The sequence below is a fragment of the Burkholderia sp. BCC1638 genome (assembly GCF_902833195.1).
In the GTDB taxonomy this organism is placed as follows: Bacteria; Pseudomonadota; Gammaproteobacteria; order Burkholderiales; family Burkholderiaceae; genus Burkholderia; species Burkholderia diffusa.
Genome location: NZ_CADFEC010000004.1, coordinates 33,944 through 52,476 on the forward strand (window position 1 = coordinate 33,944; position 18,533 = coordinate 52,476).

Below are 18,533 nucleotides of genomic sequence, written 5' to 3' on the forward strand. Positions count from 1 at the left end.
CGCGGACGATACGGGGCGATGAGCGAAGCGCGCGCGCATGCGACGCATCGTCAGCGCGCGCCGCCGTGCAGCGCGGCGACCCGTGCGGCGACCATGATCGCCTTCATCTCGCGCACCGCGTTGTCCCAGCCGGCGAAGATCGCGTGCGCGACGATCGCGTGGCCGATGTTCAGTTCGACGATGCCGTCGATCGCGGCGATCTGCTGCACGTTCGTGTAATGCAGGCCATGGCCGGCGTTGACCTTGAGGCCCAGTTGCGCGCCGGCCTGTACGCCCGCGACGATGCGCTCGTATTCGCGCTGCTGCTCGACCTCGTCGTGCGCATCGGCGTAGCGGCCGGTATGCAGCTCGACCACCGGTGCGCCGGCTTCATGCGCGGCGCGGATCTGCGTCTCGTCCGGATCGATGAACAGCGACACGCGCACGCCGGCGTCGGCGAGCTGCTTGCATGCCGCACGCACGGCCTCGAAGCGGCCGGCAACGTCGAGACCGCCTTCGGTCGTCAGTTCCTCGCGCTTCTCCGGCACGAGACACGCGTCGTGCGGACGCACTTCGCATGCGATGTCGAGCATCTCGGCCGTCACCGCGCATTCGAGGTTCATCCGCGTCTTCAGCAGCGGGCGCAGCTTGCGCACGTCGGCGTCGACGATGTGGCGGCGGTCCTCGCGCAGGTGCAGCGTGATCGCGTCGGCACCGGCCTCTTCGGCGGCGAGCGCCGCGCGGATCGGATCGGGATAGGTCGTGCCGCGCGCGTTGCGCAGCGTCGCGACGTGGTCGATGTTCACGCCGAGGTCGATGGCGGTGGGCGTTGTCAGGAAGAAACTCATAGGTTTTGCAGGTCGATCAGGATCTGACGCGTGGCAAGCGGCGTACCGCCGAGATAGGTGTTCAGCAGGAAGCGCATCAGCGTCTTGCTTTGCGCGACCGTCTGGGCTCGATGGTAATCGTCCTGCTCCATGTCGAGCAACGTCTGTCCGGTAATCACCGGCCAGTGCGACGGTACGTCGTCGTCCGCATTGCGCACGCCGCGCTCGGGATCGAACACGTAGCGGCGATCCGGTTCGACCGCACGGCGCGCGACCGTGCGGTTCAGCGCCATCGCATAGCCGGTCTCGCGCAGCAGCACGCGCTCGAACGAACGCAGCACCTGCACCGCGGGCTCGCCGTGCGCAAGGCGCGTGAGGGTGAGCACGTAATGATTGAAGAGCGGCGGCTGCGGATCCTCGCGCGCGCAGAATTTCACGAGCAGCTCGTTCGCGTAGAAGCCGCACAGCAGCCCGTCGCCGCCGAGCGGCAGCATCCCGCCGACCCACTCGGCACCGGTCAGCGTGCGTACTTCGGATTTGCCCGACCAGGACAGCAGCAACGGCTGGAAAGTCTGCAGCACGCCGCGCAGCGCGGAGTGCGGGCGCTTCGCGCCCTTCGCGACGAGCGCGAGGCGGCCGTGATCGCGCGTGAGCACGTCGATGATCAGGCTCGTTTCCCGGTACGGATAGCTGTGCAGCACGAACGCCGGCTGCTCGGCGACGCGGAAATCGGACGTGCGAGACGTCGCGCGCCGCGCCTTGCGACGCGGCGGTTCGGGCGGTGCCGGCAACGGCGCGTCGTTCGCGCCGGCGGTCACTGCGTCTTCGGTCGACGTCAGCGCGTCATTCGTACCCATAGGCGCGCAGCCCCGCCTCGTTGTCGGCCCATCCGCTCTTCACCTTCACGAAGGTCTCGAGATACACGGGGCCGTCGAACAGCTTCTCCATGTCCATCCGCGCCTCGGTGCTGATCTGCTTGAGCTTCTCGCCCTTCTTGCCGATCACCATCGCCTTGTGCGAATCGCGCTCGACAAGGATCGTCGCGAAGATACGCTTCAGGCGCCCTTCCTCCTCGAACTTGTCGATCAGCACGGTGCTCGTGTATGGCAGTTCGTCGCCGGTCCAGCGGAACACCTTCTCGCGCAGGATTTCGGCCGCGAGGAAGCGCGAGCTGCGGTCGGTCAGCTCGTCCTCGCCGTAGATCGGCTCGCCTTCCGGCAGGTACGGCTTGATCGTGTCCAGCAGGCGCTTGATGTCTTCCGGCCGCTGCGCCGACAGCGGCACGAGTTCGGTGAATTCGCGCAGCTCACTCACCTTCTGCATGAACGGGAACAGCGTCGCCTTGTCGGCCACGCGGTCGATCTTGTTCGCGATCAGCAGCGTCGGCATGCCGGGCGGGATCAGGTCGAGCACCTTCTGGTCGTCGGGCCCGAAGCGGCCGGCCTCGATCACGAACAGGATCACGTCGACCGACGTGAGCGTCGACGTGACCGCGCGGTTCAGCGAGCGGTTCAGCGCGGTGCTGTGGCGGGTCTGGAAGCCCGGCGTGTCGACGAACACGAATTGCGCGTCGTCGAACGTGTTGATGCCGGTGATGCGATGGCGGGTCGTTTGCGCCTTGCGCGACGTGATGCTGATCTTCTGGCCGACGAGTGCGTTCATCAACGTCGACTTGCCGACGTTCGGGCGGCCCACGATCGCGATCATGCCGCAACGGAAACCGGTAGGAGCGGGAGTGTTCATATCGTTTGGGAGACAGGTTCGGAAACGGCCGCGCGGCGCGCGGCACGATCGAGGGGCAATTCAGTGGTCGGCATCGGCCACGCGCGCCTGCGCGGCAGCGAGGCTTGCGCCGCCCTGCGGCGTCTCGGTGCCGGGCGCCGCGGTGTCGCGGGCGCGCGACGCCGCACGCGACGCGGCGTCGGAACCGGCAGCAGGCTTGTCGGTCGACGCGGCCGGATCGGCCGCCTGGCCTGCCTGCTTGTCGACTGCACGGGGTGCGGCTTCCGCGGGCTTGTCCGCCGCGCGCGAGCCGGCTTCGTTGCGATCCGACGGCTTCTCGGGCGCCTTCTCGGCAGGCTTGTCGGCCGTCGGCTTCGTGGGCCGGTCGGCCTTGTCAGCGGCCGTTTCCACATGCGCCGCGCGAATCGCGGCCATCGGCGCCTGCGCCGACCGCTCGGTCGGGTGCGCGCCGGCGTCGGTCGCTGCCGACGCGGCAGCCGCCGCCTTCGCATCGCGCGCCGCCGCACGCTCCTTCCGTTCCGGCGAACGCAGGTCCAGCGCTTCCTGCACGCCCTTCACGCCCGGCACGATTTCCGGCTCGACGTGCTTCGACCCGCGTGCGTTCTTCGAACGCTTCGGCTTCGCGGCCAGCATCGGCGCAGCCGCCAGCACCTCGTCGAGCGCCTTCTTCGCGGCAGCCTGCTCGGCCGCTCGCCGGCTCGCACCGGAGCCCGACACCTTCACGTCGAGCTTCGGCACCGTGCATTCGACCTCGAACTGCTGATTGTGCGCCGCACCATGCGTCGCGACGACCGTGTAGGTCGGGAGCGCGATCTTGTGCCCCTGCAGGTACTCCTGCAGCAGCGTCTTCGCATCCTTGCCGAGCGTGCGCGGGTCGATGTGGTCGAGAATCGGGATATAGAGGCGCTTGATGACCCCTTGGGCGGCTTCGAAGCCGCCATCGAGGAATACCGCCCCGATGATGGCTTCGAACGCGTCCGCGAGGATCGACGGGCGACGGAAGCCGCCGCTGCGCAATTCGCCCTCGCCCAGCCGCAGCCCTTCCGAAATATTCAGGGCCTGAGCAATTTCGTAGAGCGACTGCTGCTTGACGAGATTGGCGCGCACGCGCGACAGGTCGCCTTCGTCCAGCTTGCTGAAACGCTGGAACAAAAGGGCGGCCACCGCGCAATTCAGAACGGAATCGCCGAGAAACTCGAGCCGTTCGTTGTGCGTGGCACTGTGACTGCGATGGGTCAAAGCCTGGCGCAACAATTCCGCATTGCGAAATTCATAGCGCAGCCGGCTTTCCAACTGGGATAGGGGCATGTGCAGGAGTATAACGCGGGCGCCGGTCGGGCCGAAACGGCACGGCCGGACGCGAAAAGGCGTGACGAGGCGGTGTTACCGCCGGTTCTTAAAGTAGTTCGGCAATACGCGACGCGGCCCGTGCGTCGCGTATTGCGTGCGAGTCGAACGCGATCAGTTGAAGGAACCGATGCGCTTCAGGTCGCCGAAGTTCATCCAGATGAAGAACGCGCGGCCGACGATGTTGTTGTCCGGCACGAAACCCCAGTAGCGGCTGTCCGCGCTGTTATCGCGGTTGTCGCCCATCATGAAGTAGTGGCCCGGCGGCACCTTGCAGATCACGCCGCGGCTGTTGTACGTGCAGTTGTCGCGATACGGATAATCGTAGGCGCCCATCACGAACGGCGGCACGGCGGGATTGTTGAGGATCGCATTCTTCTTCGTGCCGATCGTCTCCTCGAACTGCTTCGCGTAGTTCTGGCGCTCGTCGTCGAAGAAATCCGGCAGCGGCGTTTCGGGCACCGGCTGGCCGTTGATCGTCAGTTGCTTGTCCTGGTAAGCGACCGTGTCGCCCGGCAGGCCGATCACGCGCTTGATGTAGTCGACCGACTCGTCCTTCGGATAACGGAACACGACGACGTCGCCGCGCGACAGCGGGCTGCCCTGCGTGATCTTCGTGTTCGTGATCGGCATGCGCAGGCCGTATTCGAACTTGTTGACGAGGATGAAGTCGCCGACCAGCAGCGTCGGCACCATCGAGCCCGACGGGATCTTGAACGGCTCGACGACGAACGAACGCACGACGAACACGGCCAGGATCACCGGAAAGAAGCTTGCGGTGTACTCGAGCCACCACGGCTGGCGCAGCTTTTCGTCACGCAGCTTCGAACGCGTCTGCCCCGCGTTTTCGTCCGCGAAACGCTTGTCGATACGCGACTGCTGGCGATCGAACTCCTCGATCGCCGCGTCGGCCGCCTTGCGTCGCCGCGGCAGGAACACCAGTTTGTCCAACACCCACGCTACGCCCGTCACGACGACGAGCACAAAAAGAATCAGCGCAAAATTCATAAAAGGATCAGTCCTGTTATTTGTCTTCGACGCGCAAGATCGCGAGGAACGCCTCCTGCGGGATCTCGACCGAACCCACCTGCTTCATGCGTTTCTTACCTTCTTTCTGCTTCTCGAGCAGTTTCTTCTTTCGCGTGATGTCGCCGCCGTAGCACTTCGCGAGCACGTTCTTGCGAAGTGCCTTGATGTTCTCGCGCGCGACGATGTGCGCACCGATCGCCGCCTGGATCGCCACGTCGTACATCTGGCGCGGAATGATCTCGCGCATCTTCGCGGCCACTTCACGGCCGCGATACTGCGACTGCGAGCGGTGCACGATGATCGACAGCGCATCGACCTTGTCGCCGTTGATCAGCATGTCGACCTTCACGACGTCCGACGAACGGTATTCCTTGAACTCGTAGTCCATCGATGCATAGCCGCGCGACACCGACTTCAGGCGATCGAAGAAGTCGAGCACGATTTCGGCCATCGGGATTTCGTACGTCAGCTGCACCTGACGGCCGTGATACTGCATGTTGATCTGCGAGCCGCGCTTCTGCTCGCACAGCGTGATCACGGAACCGACGTAGTCCTGCGGCATGTACAGGTTCACCGTGACGATCGGCTCGCGGACTTCCGCGATGCGGCCGGGCTCCGGCATCTTCGCCGGGTTCTCGACCATGATCGTCGAGCCGTCGCTCTGCACGACCTCGTAGACGACCGTCGGTGCGGTCGTGATGAGGTCCATGTCGAACTCGCGCTCGAGTCGCTCCTGCACGATTTCCATGTGCAGCAACCCGAGGAAGCCGCAGCGGAAACCGAAGCCGAGTGCCTGCGACACTTCCGGCTCGTACTGCAGCGACGCATCGTTGAGCTTCAGTTTCTCGAGCGATTCGCGCAGCGCGTCGTACTGGTTCGCCTCGACCGGATAGAGGCCCGCGAACACCTGCGGCTTCACTTCCTTGAAGCCCGGCAGCGGCTCGGCGGCGGCCTTGGTCGCATGCGTGACGGTATCGCCGACCTTCGCGGCAGTCAGTTCCTTGATGCCGGCGATGATGAAGCCCACCTGCCCGGCCGACAGCGATTCGAGATTGCGGGACTTCGGCGTGAACACGCCGACGTGCTCGACCGGATACTGCGCGCCGGTCGCCATCATCTTGATCTTGTCCTTCGGACGCAGCGTGCCGTTGACGATGCGCACGAGCATCACGACGCCGACGTAGTTGTCGAACCACGAGTCGATGATCAGCGCCTGCAGCGGCGCGGCCGGATCGCCCTTCGGCGGCGGCACTTTCGCGATCAGTGCTTCGAGCACGTCCTCGACGCCGAGCCCCGTCTTCGCGCTGCAGCGCGTCGCGTCGGTCGCGTCGATGCCGATCACGTCCTCGATCTCCTCGATCGCGTTCTCGGGGTTCGCGGCCGGCAGGTCGATCTTGTTCAGCACCGGCACGACCTCGACGCCGAGCTCGATCGCCGTGTAGCAGTTCGCGACCGTCTGCGCCTCGACGCCTTGGCTCGCGTCGACCACGAGCAGCGCACCTTCGCACGCGGACAGCGAACGGCTGACCTCGTACGAGAAGTCGACGTGCCCCGGCGTATCGATCAGGTTGAGGTTGTAGACCTTGCCGTCGCGGGCGCGATAGGACAATGCCGCCGTCTGCGCCTTGATCGTGATGCCGCGTTCGCGCTCGATATCCATCGAGTCGAGCACCTGCGCTTCCATTTCACGGTCGGCGAGGCCGCCGCATACCTGGATGATGCGATCCGCGAGCGTCGACTTGCCATGGTCGATGTGCGCGATGATCGAGAAATTGCGAATATGATCCATTCAGTGCCGATCAAGCGAAAAAGGCGCGCTCGACGACTGCGGAGCACGCCTTGTAAGTCGGTGAAAAAACGGCTTATTTTAGCCGAAAAGGCCTTTGCCGGGCGGTAATTTGGGACGCCTGGTCACGGAGGCCCGGTCAGGGCGTCCTGCCGGAGGCCTTGGCGGGCGGACTCGCACCGGCACGCCGCGCAGGGCGCGGCCGGCGACGGGGCCAGGTTCAGCGCCGCACCGTTAGCGCGCCGCGCACCCTCGCCTCGTCGAACCGGTGGCGGCACACTTCCGTGCCGTCCAGCAACAGCACCGGCACGTCCTCATCGTAACGGGCGACGAGTGCCGGATCGGCATCGATGTCGACGTAGTCGACGGCAACGCCGAATTCGGCCGCCACCGGCGCCAGCGCATCACGCATGTCGTCGCACAGGTGGCACCAGCCGCGGCCGTAGAGCGTGAACATCGGTGCGTTACTTCTGGATCGGGCGCGGGCGCACCGGCACGAACTGCGTATTGTCGCCGCGCCGCACGAGCACCGCGACCGCCTTCTGCGGATCGAGCTGCGCGGTCACGTCGGCGAACTGCTTCGCGCTCGTGATGTCGGTGTCGCCGACGCGCAGCACGACGTCGCCGCGCTGCAGGCCCGCCCGGGCCGCCGGGCCGTCGACGCCGTCGATCTGCACGCCGTTCTTCAGCTTCAGCGACTTCAGCTGGTCAGCCGAAAGGTCACTGACCGTCAAGCCGAGTGAATTGGCCGGGCGCGGCTTCTGCGGCACATTCTTGCGCTGCTCGGCCTTCGCCGTCGTCTCCGCCGGCGTCTCGGCGATCGTGATCGGCACATCACGCGCCTGACCCTTGCGCCACACGCTGACGGTCGCCTTGGTGCCCGGCTTCGTGTCGCCGACCATGCGCGGCAAATCCGACGCCGTATCGACCGACCGGCTGTTGAACTTCAGGATGATGTCACCCGGCTGGATGCCCGCCTTGTCGGCCGGACCGCCCGGCTCGACGCTGCTGACGAGCGCGCCTTCCGCCTTCGGCAGCCCGATCGAATCGGCCACCTCCTTCGTCACTTCGCCGATCGCCACCGCAATGCGGCCGCGCGTGACCTTGCCGGTCGCCTTCAGCTGGTCTGCCACGCGCATCGCCTCGTCGATCGGAATCGCGAACGAAATGCCCATGAAACCGCCGGTACGACTGTAGATCTGCGAGTTGATGCCGATCACCTCGCCCTGCATGTTGATCAGCGGGCCGCCCGAGTTGCCGGGGTTCACCGCGACGTCGGTCTGGATGAACGGCAGGTAATCGCCCGTGTTGCGGCTCTTCGAACTTACGATGCCGGCCGTCACGGTGTTGTCGAGGCCGAACGGCGAACCGATCGCGACGACCCACTCGCCGACACGCACCTTGTTCGAATCGCCGATCGCGACGACCGGCAAGTTCGACGCCTGGATCTTGACGACCGCGACGTCCGTGCGGTCATCGACGCCGACCAGTTTCGCCTTGAATTCGCGCTTGTCGGTCAGCGTCACGTAGATGGTGTCCGCGTCGTCGACGACATGCGCGTTGGTCATCACGTAGCCGTCCGCCGACACGATGAAGCCCGAACCGACGCCGCGGTTCTGCTCGGTGTCGGGCGGATTGTCCGGCGCCGGCGCGTTCTTCGGGCTGCCATTGCCGTTGCCGCCGCCGTTGCCAGGCGCCTGCGGCAGCGGAATGCCGAAGAAGCGCCGGAAAAATTCCGACATGTCGCCGTTGTCGAAGCCCGGCGGGAGCACGCCGCGCGGCCCGGGTGTCGGCACGTTCGCGGTGGTCCGGATGTTCACGACAGCCGGCCCGACCTTCTCGACCAGATCGGCGAAGTCGGGAAGGCTGGCTGCTGGAGGCGTGACAGCGGCCGCGGATTGCGGGGCGAGCGGCAGGCAGGCAAACAGCACCGCCGCCGCGAGCACTTTGCGCAGCGTGAGTTTCGTCATGTCGGAAGCCGTAGCGTTACTTGGAAGCCTTGTATTCTATGGCAGACGCGAACTGCTGCAAGGTGGCCGGCGGCACTTCGCCGAGCACGGTGATCCAGTAGTCGCCGCGACGCTTCACGAGCACGTGGGTCGCGCCGGTGCTGCCCGCCCCTTCCTTGCGCGTGTTCTTTTCGGCCGGCTCGATGAAGACGGAGATCGTCGCGAGGCCGTCGGTGAAGACGGCCTGATCGACTGGAATCGGCGGATCGCCGGCGTCGCGCGCAGCCATCGGCCGGCGCACCTCGCGAATCTTCCGGAAGCCGGCGATGGTCGGTGCGATCTGCCAGCCCTGCGCTTCCATGTCGACCGTCGCGACCGGCGGGCGAACGATCGTCCAGCCGCTCAGGTTGCGCATGCCGGCCGCGATCGCGGATTTGTCGCCGACCGCGCCGCCCGTCTGCACTTGCGAAAACGCGACCTGCTCGAGCACGTGATCGCTCGCATCGAGCGTCTGCGAACGCAGCAGCAGCCCGGTGCGGGTGTCGGCCCACAGCTTGTACGTGAACCGGTACGCATCCTTCGGCACGAGTTCGACCACTTGCGCGTCGACCCCGGCCACCCGGTCCTTGCCGAGCAGCTTCGCGTCATAAACGGACATCACGTGCTCGCCACCCGCGCCGAGCAGTGCAGGGAACGAATCGCGCGTCTGGCGGCGCTCGACCACGCACAACTTGCGCTCGGGAACGAACGTGTACAACTCGTCGTTGTGCCGCAGAACCTTGCGCGGCTTGCCGTCGAGCGACTCGATCCGCTCGAACTCGCCGTCGCGGGACGCCACGTGCGCGATGCGCGACGACTGGACATACCCGCCGCGCTGGTAGACGAACGTACCCTCGTAGCTCTGCTGCTGCGCCGCCTGCTGGATGCGATCGAGCCAATCCGCTGCACCCTTGCGGGTCGCGACGGGATCGTCCGGTTGCTGGGCGCTGGCTGAGAGAGATTGAACGGACAACAGGGCGGCTGCGCAAAGCAGGAGGGCCGGCAGCCGCTTCCATCCGGAGATGGCGTGATTCAACTGCAATGTCCGCATCGGGTTTATTGGCCTGGCGTGGTGGTCACGGCAGCGCGGATCAGCGGCATCGAGCCCGTGACGACGGGCTGCTGCGCGAATTGCTGGTGCGCTTCAAGGTATTGGTCGAGACTTGCGTCGCGGATGATGTTGACGTCCTGCAGGCCCGGCTGCGCCGATGCCTGCGCAACCGTCACGCGCTGCAGGTTGCCGTTCTGCGGTGCGCCTGTCGACGCGACCTGGACGGCGCCCGGCGCACCGGCCGTCTGCATCTGCGGGACGACGATCCACGTCAGCGTGGCGGCCGCGGCGGCCACCGCGAACGCGGGCACGACACGCCGGCGCAGCGACAGCAGCTTGCGCGCGACCGGCGCGGCGGCCGGCGCGAGCAGGTGCGGCTCGCTTTCCAGCGCAGCCGACATGCGCGCGGTGAACGCGACGCTCAGCGCGGGCGACAGCGCGAGCTCGTCCGAGCGCAGCGCATCGCCGATCAGGTGGTAATGGGCCCACGCAGCGCGATCCGCGCGGTCGAGCTCAGCCAGAAACTGCCCGTGATCCGGGCCGTCGAACAGTTCACCGTCGACCAGAGCGGAAAGGCGCTCGCCGCGCGAGCACGCTTGCGACTGCGTATTGACCGACCTCATGATGCTCCCCATCTTGCACACACCCCGTCGTGACTTCACGACTCTATCCGTAACTAGACCCCGACCCGCGTCGTTGCGCCCGTCGCGCTTACCAGCGCTTGCCTTCGGGCGTATCGAGCAGCGGACGCAATTTCGCAGCGATTGCCTCGCGCGCCCGGAAGATCCGCGACCGGACCGTCCCGATCGGACAATCCATCATTTCCGCGATCTCTTCGTAGCTCAGGCCCTCGATCTCGCGCAGCGTGATCGCCTGGCGCAGTTCTTCGGGCAGGACGGCCATTGCAGCGTTGACCGTCTCGGCAATCTGCTTGCTCATCAACATCGACTCAGGCGTGTTGATATCCCTTAGTTGGTCTGCGTCGGAGAAAGTTTCCGCTTCCTCGGCATCGGCCTCGGTGGAGGTCGGTGCCCGGCGGCCCTGCGTCGCAAGGTAGTTCTTCGCCGTATTGACGGCAATCCGGTACAACCACGTGTAGAACGCCGACTCGCCGCGAAATTGCGGCAGCGCACGATACGCCTTGATGAACGCGTCCTGGGCCACATCCTCGACCTCGGCGGGATCCCGCACGAGGCGCGAGATCAGCCGAATGATCTTGCGGTGGTATTTGGAGACCAGGAGTTCGAACGCCGCCTTGTCGCCTTTCTGTACGCGCTCGACCAGAGCCTGATCGATTTCTTTTTCACTCACCTGACAAATCCGTTAACTAGGGATGCAACGCGGAGCGTTATTGTAGCGTTCCGGCGCCGGCCGCTGGTTACGGTCGGTAACTGCGCCACCGTCATGCCCGCCCCGCCGTGCCCGCGGTACGCGCCAGCACGGACAACGCGCTGAACGACGCGGCGTCGAGCGCATCGGCCGGGATCAGCAGCGGCCGGGCACGCCGGGCGCCCTGCCCGACCGACAGCACGAGCAGCAGGCTGCTCCAGTGTGCATGGCCGGTCACGCGGCCCCGGGCCAGCAAGCGCCCGGTGCGGCCAAACGCCGCGATCTCCCCGAATGCATCGATCCGCAACTCGGCCGGCAGCCGACGGGCACAGGCCCGTGCGGCACACATGGCAAGCAGCGCTGCCGTCGCCGCGGACACGCACGCGCCGGCTGCGGCACCGGCCCGCGGCGCCCAGAACAGGTACGCGGACGCGGCAGCCGCCGCGACGAACACGGCCAGCACGACATACGACACGGCCGAGGCCCGCAACGCAAAGCGCTGCGGACGCCCGGCCGGAGCATCGAATGGACTCGTCAAGCGATTCAGCGTCAGACGCGCTTGAACACCAGCGTGCCGTTGGTACCGCCGAAGCCGAAGTTGTTCTTTACGGCAACGTCGATCTTCATGTCACGCGCGGTGTTCGCGCAGTAATCGAGATCGCACTCGGAGTCCTGGTTGAAGATGTTGATGGTCGGCGGCGACACGTTGTTGTGCAGCGCCAGCACCGTGAACACCGACTCGAGGCCGCCCGCGCCACCCAGCAGGTGGCCCGTCATCGACTTCGTCGAGTTCACGACGAGCTTGTACGCGTGCTCGCCGAATGCCGCCTTCACCGCGTCGGACTCGTTCTTGTCGCCGAGCTGCGTCGACGTGCCGTGCGCGTTCAGGTACTGGACCTCGTCCGCATTCACGCCGGCGTCGCGCAGCGCTGCAACCATGCAGCGGCGCGGACCGTCCATGTTCGGCGCGGTCATGTGGTACGCATCGCCCGTCATGCCGAAGCCCGAGACTTCCGCATAGATCTTCGCGCCGCGTGCCTTCGCCGCCTCGTACTCCTCGAGCACCATCACGCCCGCGCCCTCACCCAGCACGAAGCCGTCGCGATCCTTGTCCCACGGACGGGACGCCGTGGCCGGATCGTCGTTGCGGGTCGACAGCGCACGCGCGGCCGCGAAGCCGCCGATGCCGAGCGGCGACACCGTCGATTCGGCGCCGCCCGCGACCATCACGTCGGCGTCGCCGGCCTGGATCAGGCGCGCCGCGAGGCCGATGCTGTGCAGACCGGTCGTGCAGGCCGTCACGGCCGCAAGGTTCGGGCCCTTCAGGCCGAACATGATGCTCAGGTGACCCGAGATCATGTTGATGATCGAACCCGGCACGAAGAACGGCGAGATCCGGCGCGCGCCGCGATCGACGTAGGTCTGGTGCGTATCTTCGATCATCGGCAGGCCGCCGATGCCGGAGCCGACCAGCACGCCGATGCGTTCCGCATTGGCTTCGTTCACTTCGAGGCCGCTGTCCCGGATTGCCTGGACGCCGGCTGCGATGCCGTAATGGATGAACGTATCCATGTTGCGGGCTTCCTTCGCCGGAATGTATTCCTCGGCGCTGAAACCCTTCACTTCGCCAGCGAAATGGCAGGCGAGGTTCGACGGATCGAACTTCGTGACGGTGGCGATGCCGGACTTGCCGGCGACGAGATTGGCCCAGCCGTCGGCAACATTATTGCCAACGGGCGAAATCAGCCCCAGGCCTGTAACGACAACACGACGGCGGCTCACGGTAACCTCTTTTCCATTGGATGACAAAAACAAAAGCCACAGTGGCCACAGGAACCAGCCCTGCGAGCCCTGTGGCTGTTAGTCCGTCCGGCGCGGTTGCCGGCAGGATGGCGCGTCAAACGCGAAGATCGCGGCGACGTGGCAGATAAGCGCGAAAGGCGCTTACGCCTTGACGTTTGCGCGAGCGTAGTCGATCGCTTGCTGAACGGTCGTGATCTTCTCTGCTTCTTCGTCCGGGATTTCCATGCCGAACTCGTCTTCGAGCGCCATCACCAGTTCAACCGTGTCGAGCGAGTCCGCGCCGAGATCGTTCACGAACGATGCTTCGTTCTTGATCTCGGCTTCTGCGACGCCCAGTTGCTCAGCGACGATCTTCTTGACACGTTGTTCGATGTTATCCATTACCCCTCCGAGGGAAAGTTCAGATTTACAAGTGCGCGCATTTTATCAGGTTTGCTGACGCCAAAACGCGCGTTGGCTTGATGGTCGATCAAGCGCCGATCCGCCTGAAAAACGGGATACGGCGCGGATGGTAAACGAAAATCGTTACGACATGTACATGCCGCCGTTCACGTGCAGCGTCGTGCCGGTGATGTAACCGGCCTGCGGCGATGCGAGGAACGCGACGGCATGGGCGATGTCTTCCGGGCTGCCGAGACGGCCGAGCGGAATCTGGGTCTTGAGCGCGGCCTGCTGTTCTTCCGGCAGCGTCTTCGTCATGTCGGTGTCGATGAAGCCCGGCGCGACGCAGTTCACCGTGATGCCACGGCTGCCGATCTCGCGCGCGAGCGCACGCGTCATGCCCGCGACGCCGGCCTTCGCCGCCGCGTAGTTGGCCTGGCCCGGGTTGCCGGCCGAGCCGACCACCGACGTGATGTTGATGATGCGGCCGCCGCGGGCCTTCATCATCGGACGCAGCACCGCACGCGACAGGCGGAACACCGACTTCAGGTTGGTGTCGATCACCGCGTCCCAGTCCTCGTCCTTCATCCGCATCGCGAGCTGGTCCTGCGTGATGCCGGCGTTGTTGACGAGCACGTGAAGCGCGCCAAATTCCTTCACGGTCGCGTCGATCAGCGCTTCGGCCGCCGCCGCGTCGTTGACGTTCAGCATCGCGCCGCGGCCCGTCACGCCCGCTTCCGCGAACCCTGCGGTAATCGCGGCGGCGCCCGATTCGCTCGTCGCCGTGCCGATCACCGTCGCGCCCTGGCGCGCGAGTTCGAGCGCGATCGCCCGGCCGATGCCGCGCGATGCGCCGGTCACGATCGCGACCTGTTTATCGAGAGTCTTTTCCATGAATCGAATATCCGTCTCTTGAGGAAAGGCGCCGCGTCAGGCGGTCGCCAGCTTCAGTGCTTCGTCGAGCGAAGCCGGATCGAACACCGATGCGCCGACCAGGTTGCCGTCGATGCGCTTCGTCAGCCCTGCCAGCACCTTGCCCGGACCGCATTCGATCACGTGCGTGACGCCCGTGCCCGCGATGTGCTGCACGCATTCGACCCAGCGCACCGGGCCAGCGGCCTGGCGCACCAGCGCGTCCTTGATCGCGGCCGGATCGCTGACCACCGCGACGTCGATGTTGTTGACGACCGGAATCTGCGGCGCCTTCACGTCGACGTTCGCGAGATAGTCGCGCAGTTGGTCCGACGCCGGCTTGAGCAGCGACGAATGGAACGGCGCCGACACCGGCAGCGGCAACGCGCGCTTCGCGCCCTTCGCCTTCGCGATCTCGCAGGCCTTCTCGACGGCCGCCTTCGCGCCCGCGATCACGACCTGCGCCGGCGCGTTGAAGTTCACGGCTTCGACGACGCCCGCTTGCGCGGCTTCGGCGCACACCGCGCGCACCGTGTCGTCATCGAGACCCAGGATCGCGGCCATGCCGCCCTCGCCGACCGGCACGGCCGTCTGCATCGCCTGCGCGCGGAAGCGCACGAGCGGCACCGCGTCCTTGAACGCGATCGCGCCCGCGGCGACGAGCGCCGTGTATTCGCCGAGGCTGTGGCCCGCGACGATCGACGGTGCCGGGCCGCCGGCCTGCTGCCATGCGCGATAGCACGCGTAGGCGGCCGTCAGCATCACGGGCTGCGTGTTGGTGGTCAGATTCAGTTCTTCGGCCGGACCTTCGGCGATCAGCTTGCCGAGATCCTGATTGAGTGCATCTGATGCTTCCTGGACCGTCTCGCGCACGACGGCCAGATCGGCGAATGCGTTGAGCATGCCGACCGACTGCGAGCCCTGCCCCGGAAAAACGAATGCAAATTTCATATCGTCCCCAATTGAATCGATTCGGACGGCGCGCGCGAACGGCGCGCCGGTTCGGGATCCGCGCGCAGCAATTGCGCGCCGCGGATCAGTAGCGGAAGACGGATGCGCCCCACGTGAAGCCGCCGCCGACGCCTTCGATCAGCACGTGCTGACCGCGCTGGATGCGGCCGTCGCGCACCGCGGTGTCGAGTGCCAGCGGGATCGACGCAGCCGACGTGTTGCCGTGCTGGTCGACCGTCACGACCATGCGCTCCTGCGGCAGGCCGAGCTTGCGGCAGGTGCTGGTCATGATGCGGATGTTGGCTTGGTGCGGGATCAGCCAGTCGACTTGCTCGGGCGCGAGATTCGCCTTGGCGAGCGCCTCGATCGCGACCTTTTCGAGCACGTTGACCGCGAGCTTGAACACGGCCTGCCCGTCCATGTACAGGAACGCGCTGCCGTCGATCACGCCGCGATTGACGTTGCCCGGCGTGCAGAGGATGTTCGAATAGCTGCCGTCCGCATGCAGCGCGCTGCCGAGCACGCCCGGCTCTTCCGATGCGGACAGGATCACCGCGCCCGCGCCGTCGCCGAACAGCACGCAGGTCGTGCGGTCCTTGAAATCGAGAATGCGCGAGAACGTCTCCGCGCCGACGATGAGCGCCGTGCGGTGCTGGCCGCTGCGGATGAAACTGTCGGCCGTCGCCATCGCATACGCGAAGCCCGAGCACACCGCCTGCACGTCGAATGCCGCGCCGCCGTTCTTGATACCGAGCTTGTTCTGCAGCAGGCACGCCGTGCTGGGGAACACGAAATCGGGGGTCGAAGTCGCGACGATGATCAGGTCGATCGACTGCGGATCGATGTCGGCCGCCTCGATCGCACGACGCGACGCTTCGAGCGCGAGATCGCTCGTCGTGACGTTCGGTGCGGCGAAGTGACGCGCATGGATGCCCGTGCGCGCAACGATCCACTCATCGCTCGTCTCGATGCCTTCCTTCGCGAGTCGATCGGCGAGCTGCTGGTTCGTGACGCGGTCGGGCGGCAGGTAGCTGCCCGTGCCGAGCACGCGGGAATAGAGAGTCGATTGGGCCATTTATGCTTTAGAGGATTGCGCAGCGGAAGGTTCGGCGTGATGGCCTGCGGCCGGGCTCGTCTGGCCCGCGCCGCCCGCGTCGTGTTCGCCGTCGCCGAGCGACACCGAATTGTCCGCCATCGCGCGCGCGAGGCGCTCCAGCACGCCGTTTTTGACGGCATCATACCCGCGTTTGATCGCCCACTCAAACGCGTAGGCATCGGCCGAACCGTGGCTTTTGATCACGAGGCTCTTCAGCCCCAGCAGCGCCGCACCGTTGTACTGGCGGTGATCGACGCGCTTCTTGAAACGCATCAGCACCGGCAGCGCAAGCAGCGCCATCAGCTTCGACATCAGCGAACGGCCGAACTCCTCGCGGATGATGTCGGACAGCATCTGCGCGAGCCCTTCGGACGTCTTGAGCGCGACGTTGCCGACGAAGCCGTCGCAGACGATCACGTCGACCGTGCCCTTGTAGATGTCGTTGCCTTCGACGTTGCCGCGGAAATTCAGCGTGCTGGCGCGCAGCAGTTCACCTGCGCGCTTGATCGTCTCGTTGCCCTTGATGACTTCTTCGCCGATGTTCAGCAGGCCGATCGTCGGGCGCTCCTTGCCTTCGAGCGCGGCGACGAGCGCGTGCCCCATCTCCGCGAACTGCAGCAGGTGCTGCGGCTCGCAGTCGACGTTCGCGCCGAGGTCCAGCATCATCGTGTAGCCGGTCGGGTTCGGCAGCGCGAACGCGATCGCAGGCCGCTCGATGCCGGGCAGCGTCTTGAGCACATAACGGGAAACGGCCATCAGCGCGCCAGTGTTGCCGGCGGAGATACAGGCCTGGGCCGCGCCTTCCTTGACGTGGTTGAGCGCGACACGCATCGAAGAATCCTTCTTCTTGCGCAGCGCCACTTCGACAGGGTCGTCCATCGCCACGACTTCGGTGGCGGGCACGATGGTCAGCGCGGGATCGTCGAGGGCCTTCAGCTTTTTCAGCTGAGCGCGGATCGCGCTTTCGATGCCGACGAGCATCAGGTGCGCATCGGGATGCGCGCGGACGAACTTGACTGCCGCGGGAACGGTCACGGACGGGCCGTGGTCGCCTCCCATGCAATCGATTGTGAGCTTTACGGTCATGGAATGCGACGAATTTCAGGCACAAAAAAGCGGCAGTTGAATGCCGCCTTTTTGTTGAGCCAGGAAAGTGTCAAGCGAACCAGTTGTCACGCGAACGGCGATCGTAGCGCGCAACGCGTGACTTGACGCTTAGTCGTTCTTCGTCTTGACGACTTTCTTGCCGCGATAGTAGCCGTTCGGGCTGACGTGGTGACGCAGGTGCACTTCACCCGTGCTCGGCTCGACTGCCAGCGGCGCTGCCGTCAGGAAATCGTGCGAACGATGCATGCCGCGCTTCGACGGCGACTTCTTGTTTTGCTGGACTGCCATGACTAACTCCTAAATAATTTTCCGGATTCTAACACAGCCCGATCCGGCGCTTAACTACCCTGGCCCAAAGCCCTTACGCCTTCCCGCGCCACAACTGCTTAGTGTTTCTTGCCGCCGTCCCCGTCCTTCTTCAGCGCTTCCAGCGCCGCGAACGGATTCGGCCGTTTGCCTTCGTCCTCGTCTTCGGCGGACTCGTCGTCCGCGTCTTCCGAAGGACCGCTCGCACCCGACACGAGGCTTTCGTGAACTGCCGGGCAAACCTCGTGCTTGGGCACGAGCGGCAACGAAAGCAGCAACTCCTCTTCGATCAAGTCGACGAGATCGAACTGGCGTGAGCCCACGATCACATCGGCTTCATCGTCGTCGAGCGGAAATTCTTCAGCTTCTTCTTCGGTCGCAACGACCCGGTACGTCATGTCGACGTCGAACGTCTGGTCGTACGGGGTCATGCAGCGCTGGCACGTGAGCCACGCATGGCCGTGCACCGCGAGGCGCAGATACGGCTGCTGCCCATCGGCGCCGTCGTCCTGCAACTCTTTCTGGGTGAACCCTTCGGCCTGCCACGTGAAGACCGTGTCACGATCGGGCGCGTCCGCCGGCACTTCGTTCAGCATGCGCGGCAGCTGCGACAGGCGCACGGCACCCGCTGCCTGCCGCCCGCTGCGGGCGAATTCGAACAGGTCGACCGCGTGCGGATCAAGCGACGCCGCAGGTTTGCCAGAAGAAGTGTTCATGTTGCGCTCCTGCCTACAGGCTGACTTGCGGGATCCGGCTTGCTGGCGCCGCACATTTGGCGCCGCGCACGTGCGCGATCTACGCCGCGTACGATTACGTACTTTACTTCCGAAGACCCGGCAGGCGCCACCACTGCGAAAGCCTGCCGACGAAAAGCGGGAAAGCATACCTGTTTTACCTT

General features: G+C 65.5%; 20 protein-coding genes. All 20 read right to left on the bottom strand.

The features are described from left to right. Positions 1 to 50 precede the first annotated feature (50 nt). A complete protein-coding gene (gene pdxJ, locus HWX22_RS05445; RefSeq protein ID WP_059816037.1) occupies positions 51 to 827 on the bottom strand; it encodes a pyridoxine 5'-phosphate synthase in 777 nt (258 codons plus the stop codon). Continuing rightward, positions 824 to 1,663: a DNA repair protein RecO gene (recO, locus tag HWX22_RS05450; RefSeq protein WP_014897645.1), complete on the bottom strand. Its 840-nt coding sequence runs from the start codon at positions 1,661 to 1,663 to the stop codon at positions 824 to 826. Before recO ends, pdxJ begins: the two co-directional genes overlap by 4 nt. After that, positions 1,650 to 2,549 (bottom strand): GTPase Era, encoded by a 900-nt coding sequence (gene era / locus HWX22_RS05455; RefSeq protein ID WP_059523712.1) that lies wholly within the window; start codon positions 2,547 to 2,549, stop codon positions 1,650 to 1,652. Before era ends, recO begins: the two co-directional genes overlap by 14 nt. A gap of 60 nt (positions 2,550 to 2,609) precedes the next feature. Further along, on the bottom strand, positions 2,610 to 3,857 hold the full coding sequence (gene rnc, locus HWX22_RS05460; protein WP_175915170.1) for a ribonuclease III: 1,248 nt from the start codon (positions 3,855 to 3,857) through the stop codon (positions 2,610 to 2,612). Positions 3,858 to 4,010: 153 nt separating this feature from the next. After that, positions 4,011 to 4,904 (bottom strand): signal peptidase I, encoded by an 894-nt coding sequence (lepB, locus tag HWX22_RS05465; RefSeq protein WP_059447970.1) that lies wholly within the window; start codon positions 4,902 to 4,904, stop codon positions 4,011 to 4,013. A gap of 16 nt (positions 4,905 to 4,920) precedes the next feature. After that, entirely contained in the window at positions 4,921 to 6,714 is a 1,794-nt protein-coding gene (gene lepA, locus HWX22_RS05470) for a translation elongation factor 4 (protein WP_021159691.1), read from the bottom strand. Positions 6,715 to 6,931: 217 nt separating this feature from the next. Then, entirely contained in the window at positions 6,932 to 7,168 is a 237-nt protein-coding gene (locus tag HWX22_RS05475; RefSeq protein ID WP_059816043.1) for a glutaredoxin family protein, read from the bottom strand. 7 nt (positions 7,169 to 7,175) lie between these two features. After that, a complete protein-coding gene (locus HWX22_RS05480) occupies positions 7,176 to 8,681 on the bottom strand; it encodes a DegQ family serine endoprotease (RefSeq protein ID WP_175915171.1) in 1,506 nt (501 codons plus the stop codon). Positions 8,682 to 8,697: 16 nt separating this feature from the next. After that, a complete protein-coding gene (locus tag HWX22_RS05485) occupies positions 8,698 to 9,750 on the bottom strand; it encodes a MucB/RseB C-terminal domain-containing protein (protein WP_175907351.1) in 1,053 nt (350 codons plus the stop codon). Between the two features lie 5 nt (positions 9,751 to 9,755). Further along, positions 9,756 to 10,373: a sigma-E factor negative regulatory protein gene (locus HWX22_RS05490; RefSeq protein ID WP_175915172.1), complete on the bottom strand. Its 618-nt coding sequence runs from the start codon at positions 10,371 to 10,373 to the stop codon at positions 9,756 to 9,758. Between the two features lie 88 nt (positions 10,374 to 10,461). Beyond that, positions 10,462 to 11,061, bottom strand: coding sequence for an RNA polymerase sigma factor RpoE (gene rpoE / locus HWX22_RS05495; RefSeq protein WP_006752490.1), 600 nt, complete (start codon positions 11,059 to 11,061; stop codon positions 10,462 to 10,464). Between the two features lie 91 nt (positions 11,062 to 11,152). Next, entirely contained in the window at positions 11,153 to 11,617 is a 465-nt protein-coding gene (locus HWX22_RS05500) for a protein YgfX (RefSeq protein WP_059816055.1), read from the bottom strand. 11 nt (positions 11,618 to 11,628) lie between these two features. Then, on the bottom strand, positions 11,629 to 12,861 hold the full coding sequence (gene fabF / locus HWX22_RS05505) for a beta-ketoacyl-ACP synthase II (RefSeq protein ID WP_175915173.1): 1,233 nt from the start codon (positions 12,859 to 12,861) through the stop codon (positions 11,629 to 11,631). 162 nt (positions 12,862 to 13,023) lie between these two features. Next, positions 13,024 to 13,263: an acyl carrier protein gene (gene acpP / locus HWX22_RS05510; RefSeq protein WP_004197638.1), complete on the bottom strand. Its 240-nt coding sequence runs from the start codon at positions 13,261 to 13,263 to the stop codon at positions 13,024 to 13,026. Positions 13,264 to 13,407: 144 nt separating this feature from the next. Next, positions 13,408 to 14,157 (bottom strand): 3-oxoacyl-ACP reductase FabG, encoded by a 750-nt coding sequence (gene fabG / locus HWX22_RS05515; protein ID WP_175907353.1) that lies wholly within the window; start codon positions 14,155 to 14,157, stop codon positions 13,408 to 13,410. 36 nt (positions 14,158 to 14,193) lie between these two features. Further along, entirely contained in the window at positions 14,194 to 15,126 is a 933-nt protein-coding gene (gene fabD, locus HWX22_RS05520) for an ACP S-malonyltransferase (RefSeq protein WP_059816057.1), read from the bottom strand. An 85-nt stretch (positions 15,127 to 15,211) separates the two neighbouring features. Next, entirely contained in the window at positions 15,212 to 16,201 is a 990-nt protein-coding gene (locus HWX22_RS05525) for a beta-ketoacyl-ACP synthase III (RefSeq protein ID WP_059816060.1), read from the bottom strand. Beyond that, positions 16,202 to 17,308 carry a phosphate acyltransferase PlsX gene (plsX, locus tag HWX22_RS05530; protein WP_057928056.1) on the bottom strand — a complete coding sequence of 369 codons (1,107 nt, stop codon included), beginning with the start codon at positions 17,306 to 17,308 and terminating at the stop codon, positions 16,202 to 16,204. A gap of 129 nt (positions 17,309 to 17,437) precedes the next feature. Next, entirely contained in the window at positions 17,438 to 17,617 is a 180-nt protein-coding gene (rpmF, locus tag HWX22_RS05535) for a 50S ribosomal protein L32 (protein ID WP_006051932.1), read from the bottom strand. A gap of 98 nt (positions 17,618 to 17,715) precedes the next feature. Further along, positions 17,716 to 18,351, bottom strand: a complete 636-nt coding sequence (locus HWX22_RS05540; RefSeq protein ID WP_059702495.1) for a DUF177 domain-containing protein — start codon at positions 18,349 to 18,351, stop codon at positions 17,716 to 17,718. Positions 18,352 to 18,533: the final 182 nt, after the last annotated feature.

Bases quoted from the DNA above. Each gene is read 5' to 3' on its own strand.
- HWX22_RS05475 (WP_059816043.1), bottom strand. From the start codon at position 7,168: ATGTTCACGCTCTACGGCCGCGGCTGGTGCCACCTGTGCGACGACATG.
- HWX22_RS05540 (WP_059702495.1), bottom strand. From the start codon at position 18,351: ATGAACACTTCTTCTGGCAAACCTGCGGCGTCGCTTGATCCGCACGCG.
- fabD (WP_059816057.1), bottom strand. From the start codon at position 15,126: ATGAAATTTGCATTCGTTTTTCCGGGGCAGGGCTCGCAGTCGGTCGGC.
- fabG (WP_175907353.1), bottom strand. From the start codon at position 14,157: ATGGAAAAGACTCTCGATAAACAGGTCGCGATCGTGACCGGCGCATCG.
- HWX22_RS05490 (WP_175915172.1), bottom strand. From the start codon at position 10,373: ATGAGGTCGGTCAATACGCAGTCGCAAGCGTGCTCGCGCGGCGAGCGC.
- HWX22_RS05480 (WP_175915171.1), bottom strand. From the start codon at position 8,681: ATGACGAAACTCACGCTGCGCAAAGTGCTCGCGGCGGCGGTGCTGTTT.
- lepB (WP_059447970.1), bottom strand. From the start codon at position 4,904: ATGAATTTTGCGCTGATTCTTTTTGTGCTCGTCGTCGTGACGGGCGTA.
- era (WP_059523712.1), bottom strand. From the start codon at position 2,549: ATGAACACTCCCGCTCCTACCGGTTTCCGTTGCGGCATGATCGCGATC.
- acpP (WP_004197638.1), bottom strand. From the start codon at position 13,263: ATGGATAACATCGAACAACGTGTCAAGAAGATCGTCGCTGAGCAACTG.
- lepA (WP_021159691.1), bottom strand. From the start codon at position 6,714: ATGGATCATATTCGCAATTTCTCGATCATCGCGCACATCGACCATGGC.
- recO (WP_014897645.1), bottom strand. From the start codon at position 1,663: ATGGGTACGAATGACGCGCTGACGTCGACCGAAGACGCAGTGACCGCC.
- rnc (WP_175915170.1), bottom strand. From the start codon at position 3,857: ATGCCCCTATCCCAGTTGGAAAGCCGGCTGCGCTATGAATTTCGCAAT.
- plsX (WP_057928056.1), bottom strand. From the start codon at position 17,308: ATGACCGTAAAGCTCACAATCGATTGCATGGGAGGCGACCACGGCCCG.
- pdxJ (WP_059816037.1), bottom strand. From the start codon at position 827: ATGAGTTTCTTCCTGACAACGCCCACCGCCATCGACCTCGGCGTGAAC.
- rpmF (WP_006051932.1), bottom strand. From the start codon at position 17,617: ATGGCAGTCCAGCAAAACAAGAAGTCGCCGTCGAAGCGCGGCATGCAT.
- HWX22_RS05525 (WP_059816060.1), bottom strand. From the start codon at position 16,201: ATGGCCCAATCGACTCTCTATTCCCGCGTGCTCGGCACGGGCAGCTAC.
- HWX22_RS05485 (WP_175907351.1), bottom strand. From the start codon at position 9,750: ATGCGGACATTGCAGTTGAATCACGCCATCTCCGGATGGAAGCGGCTG.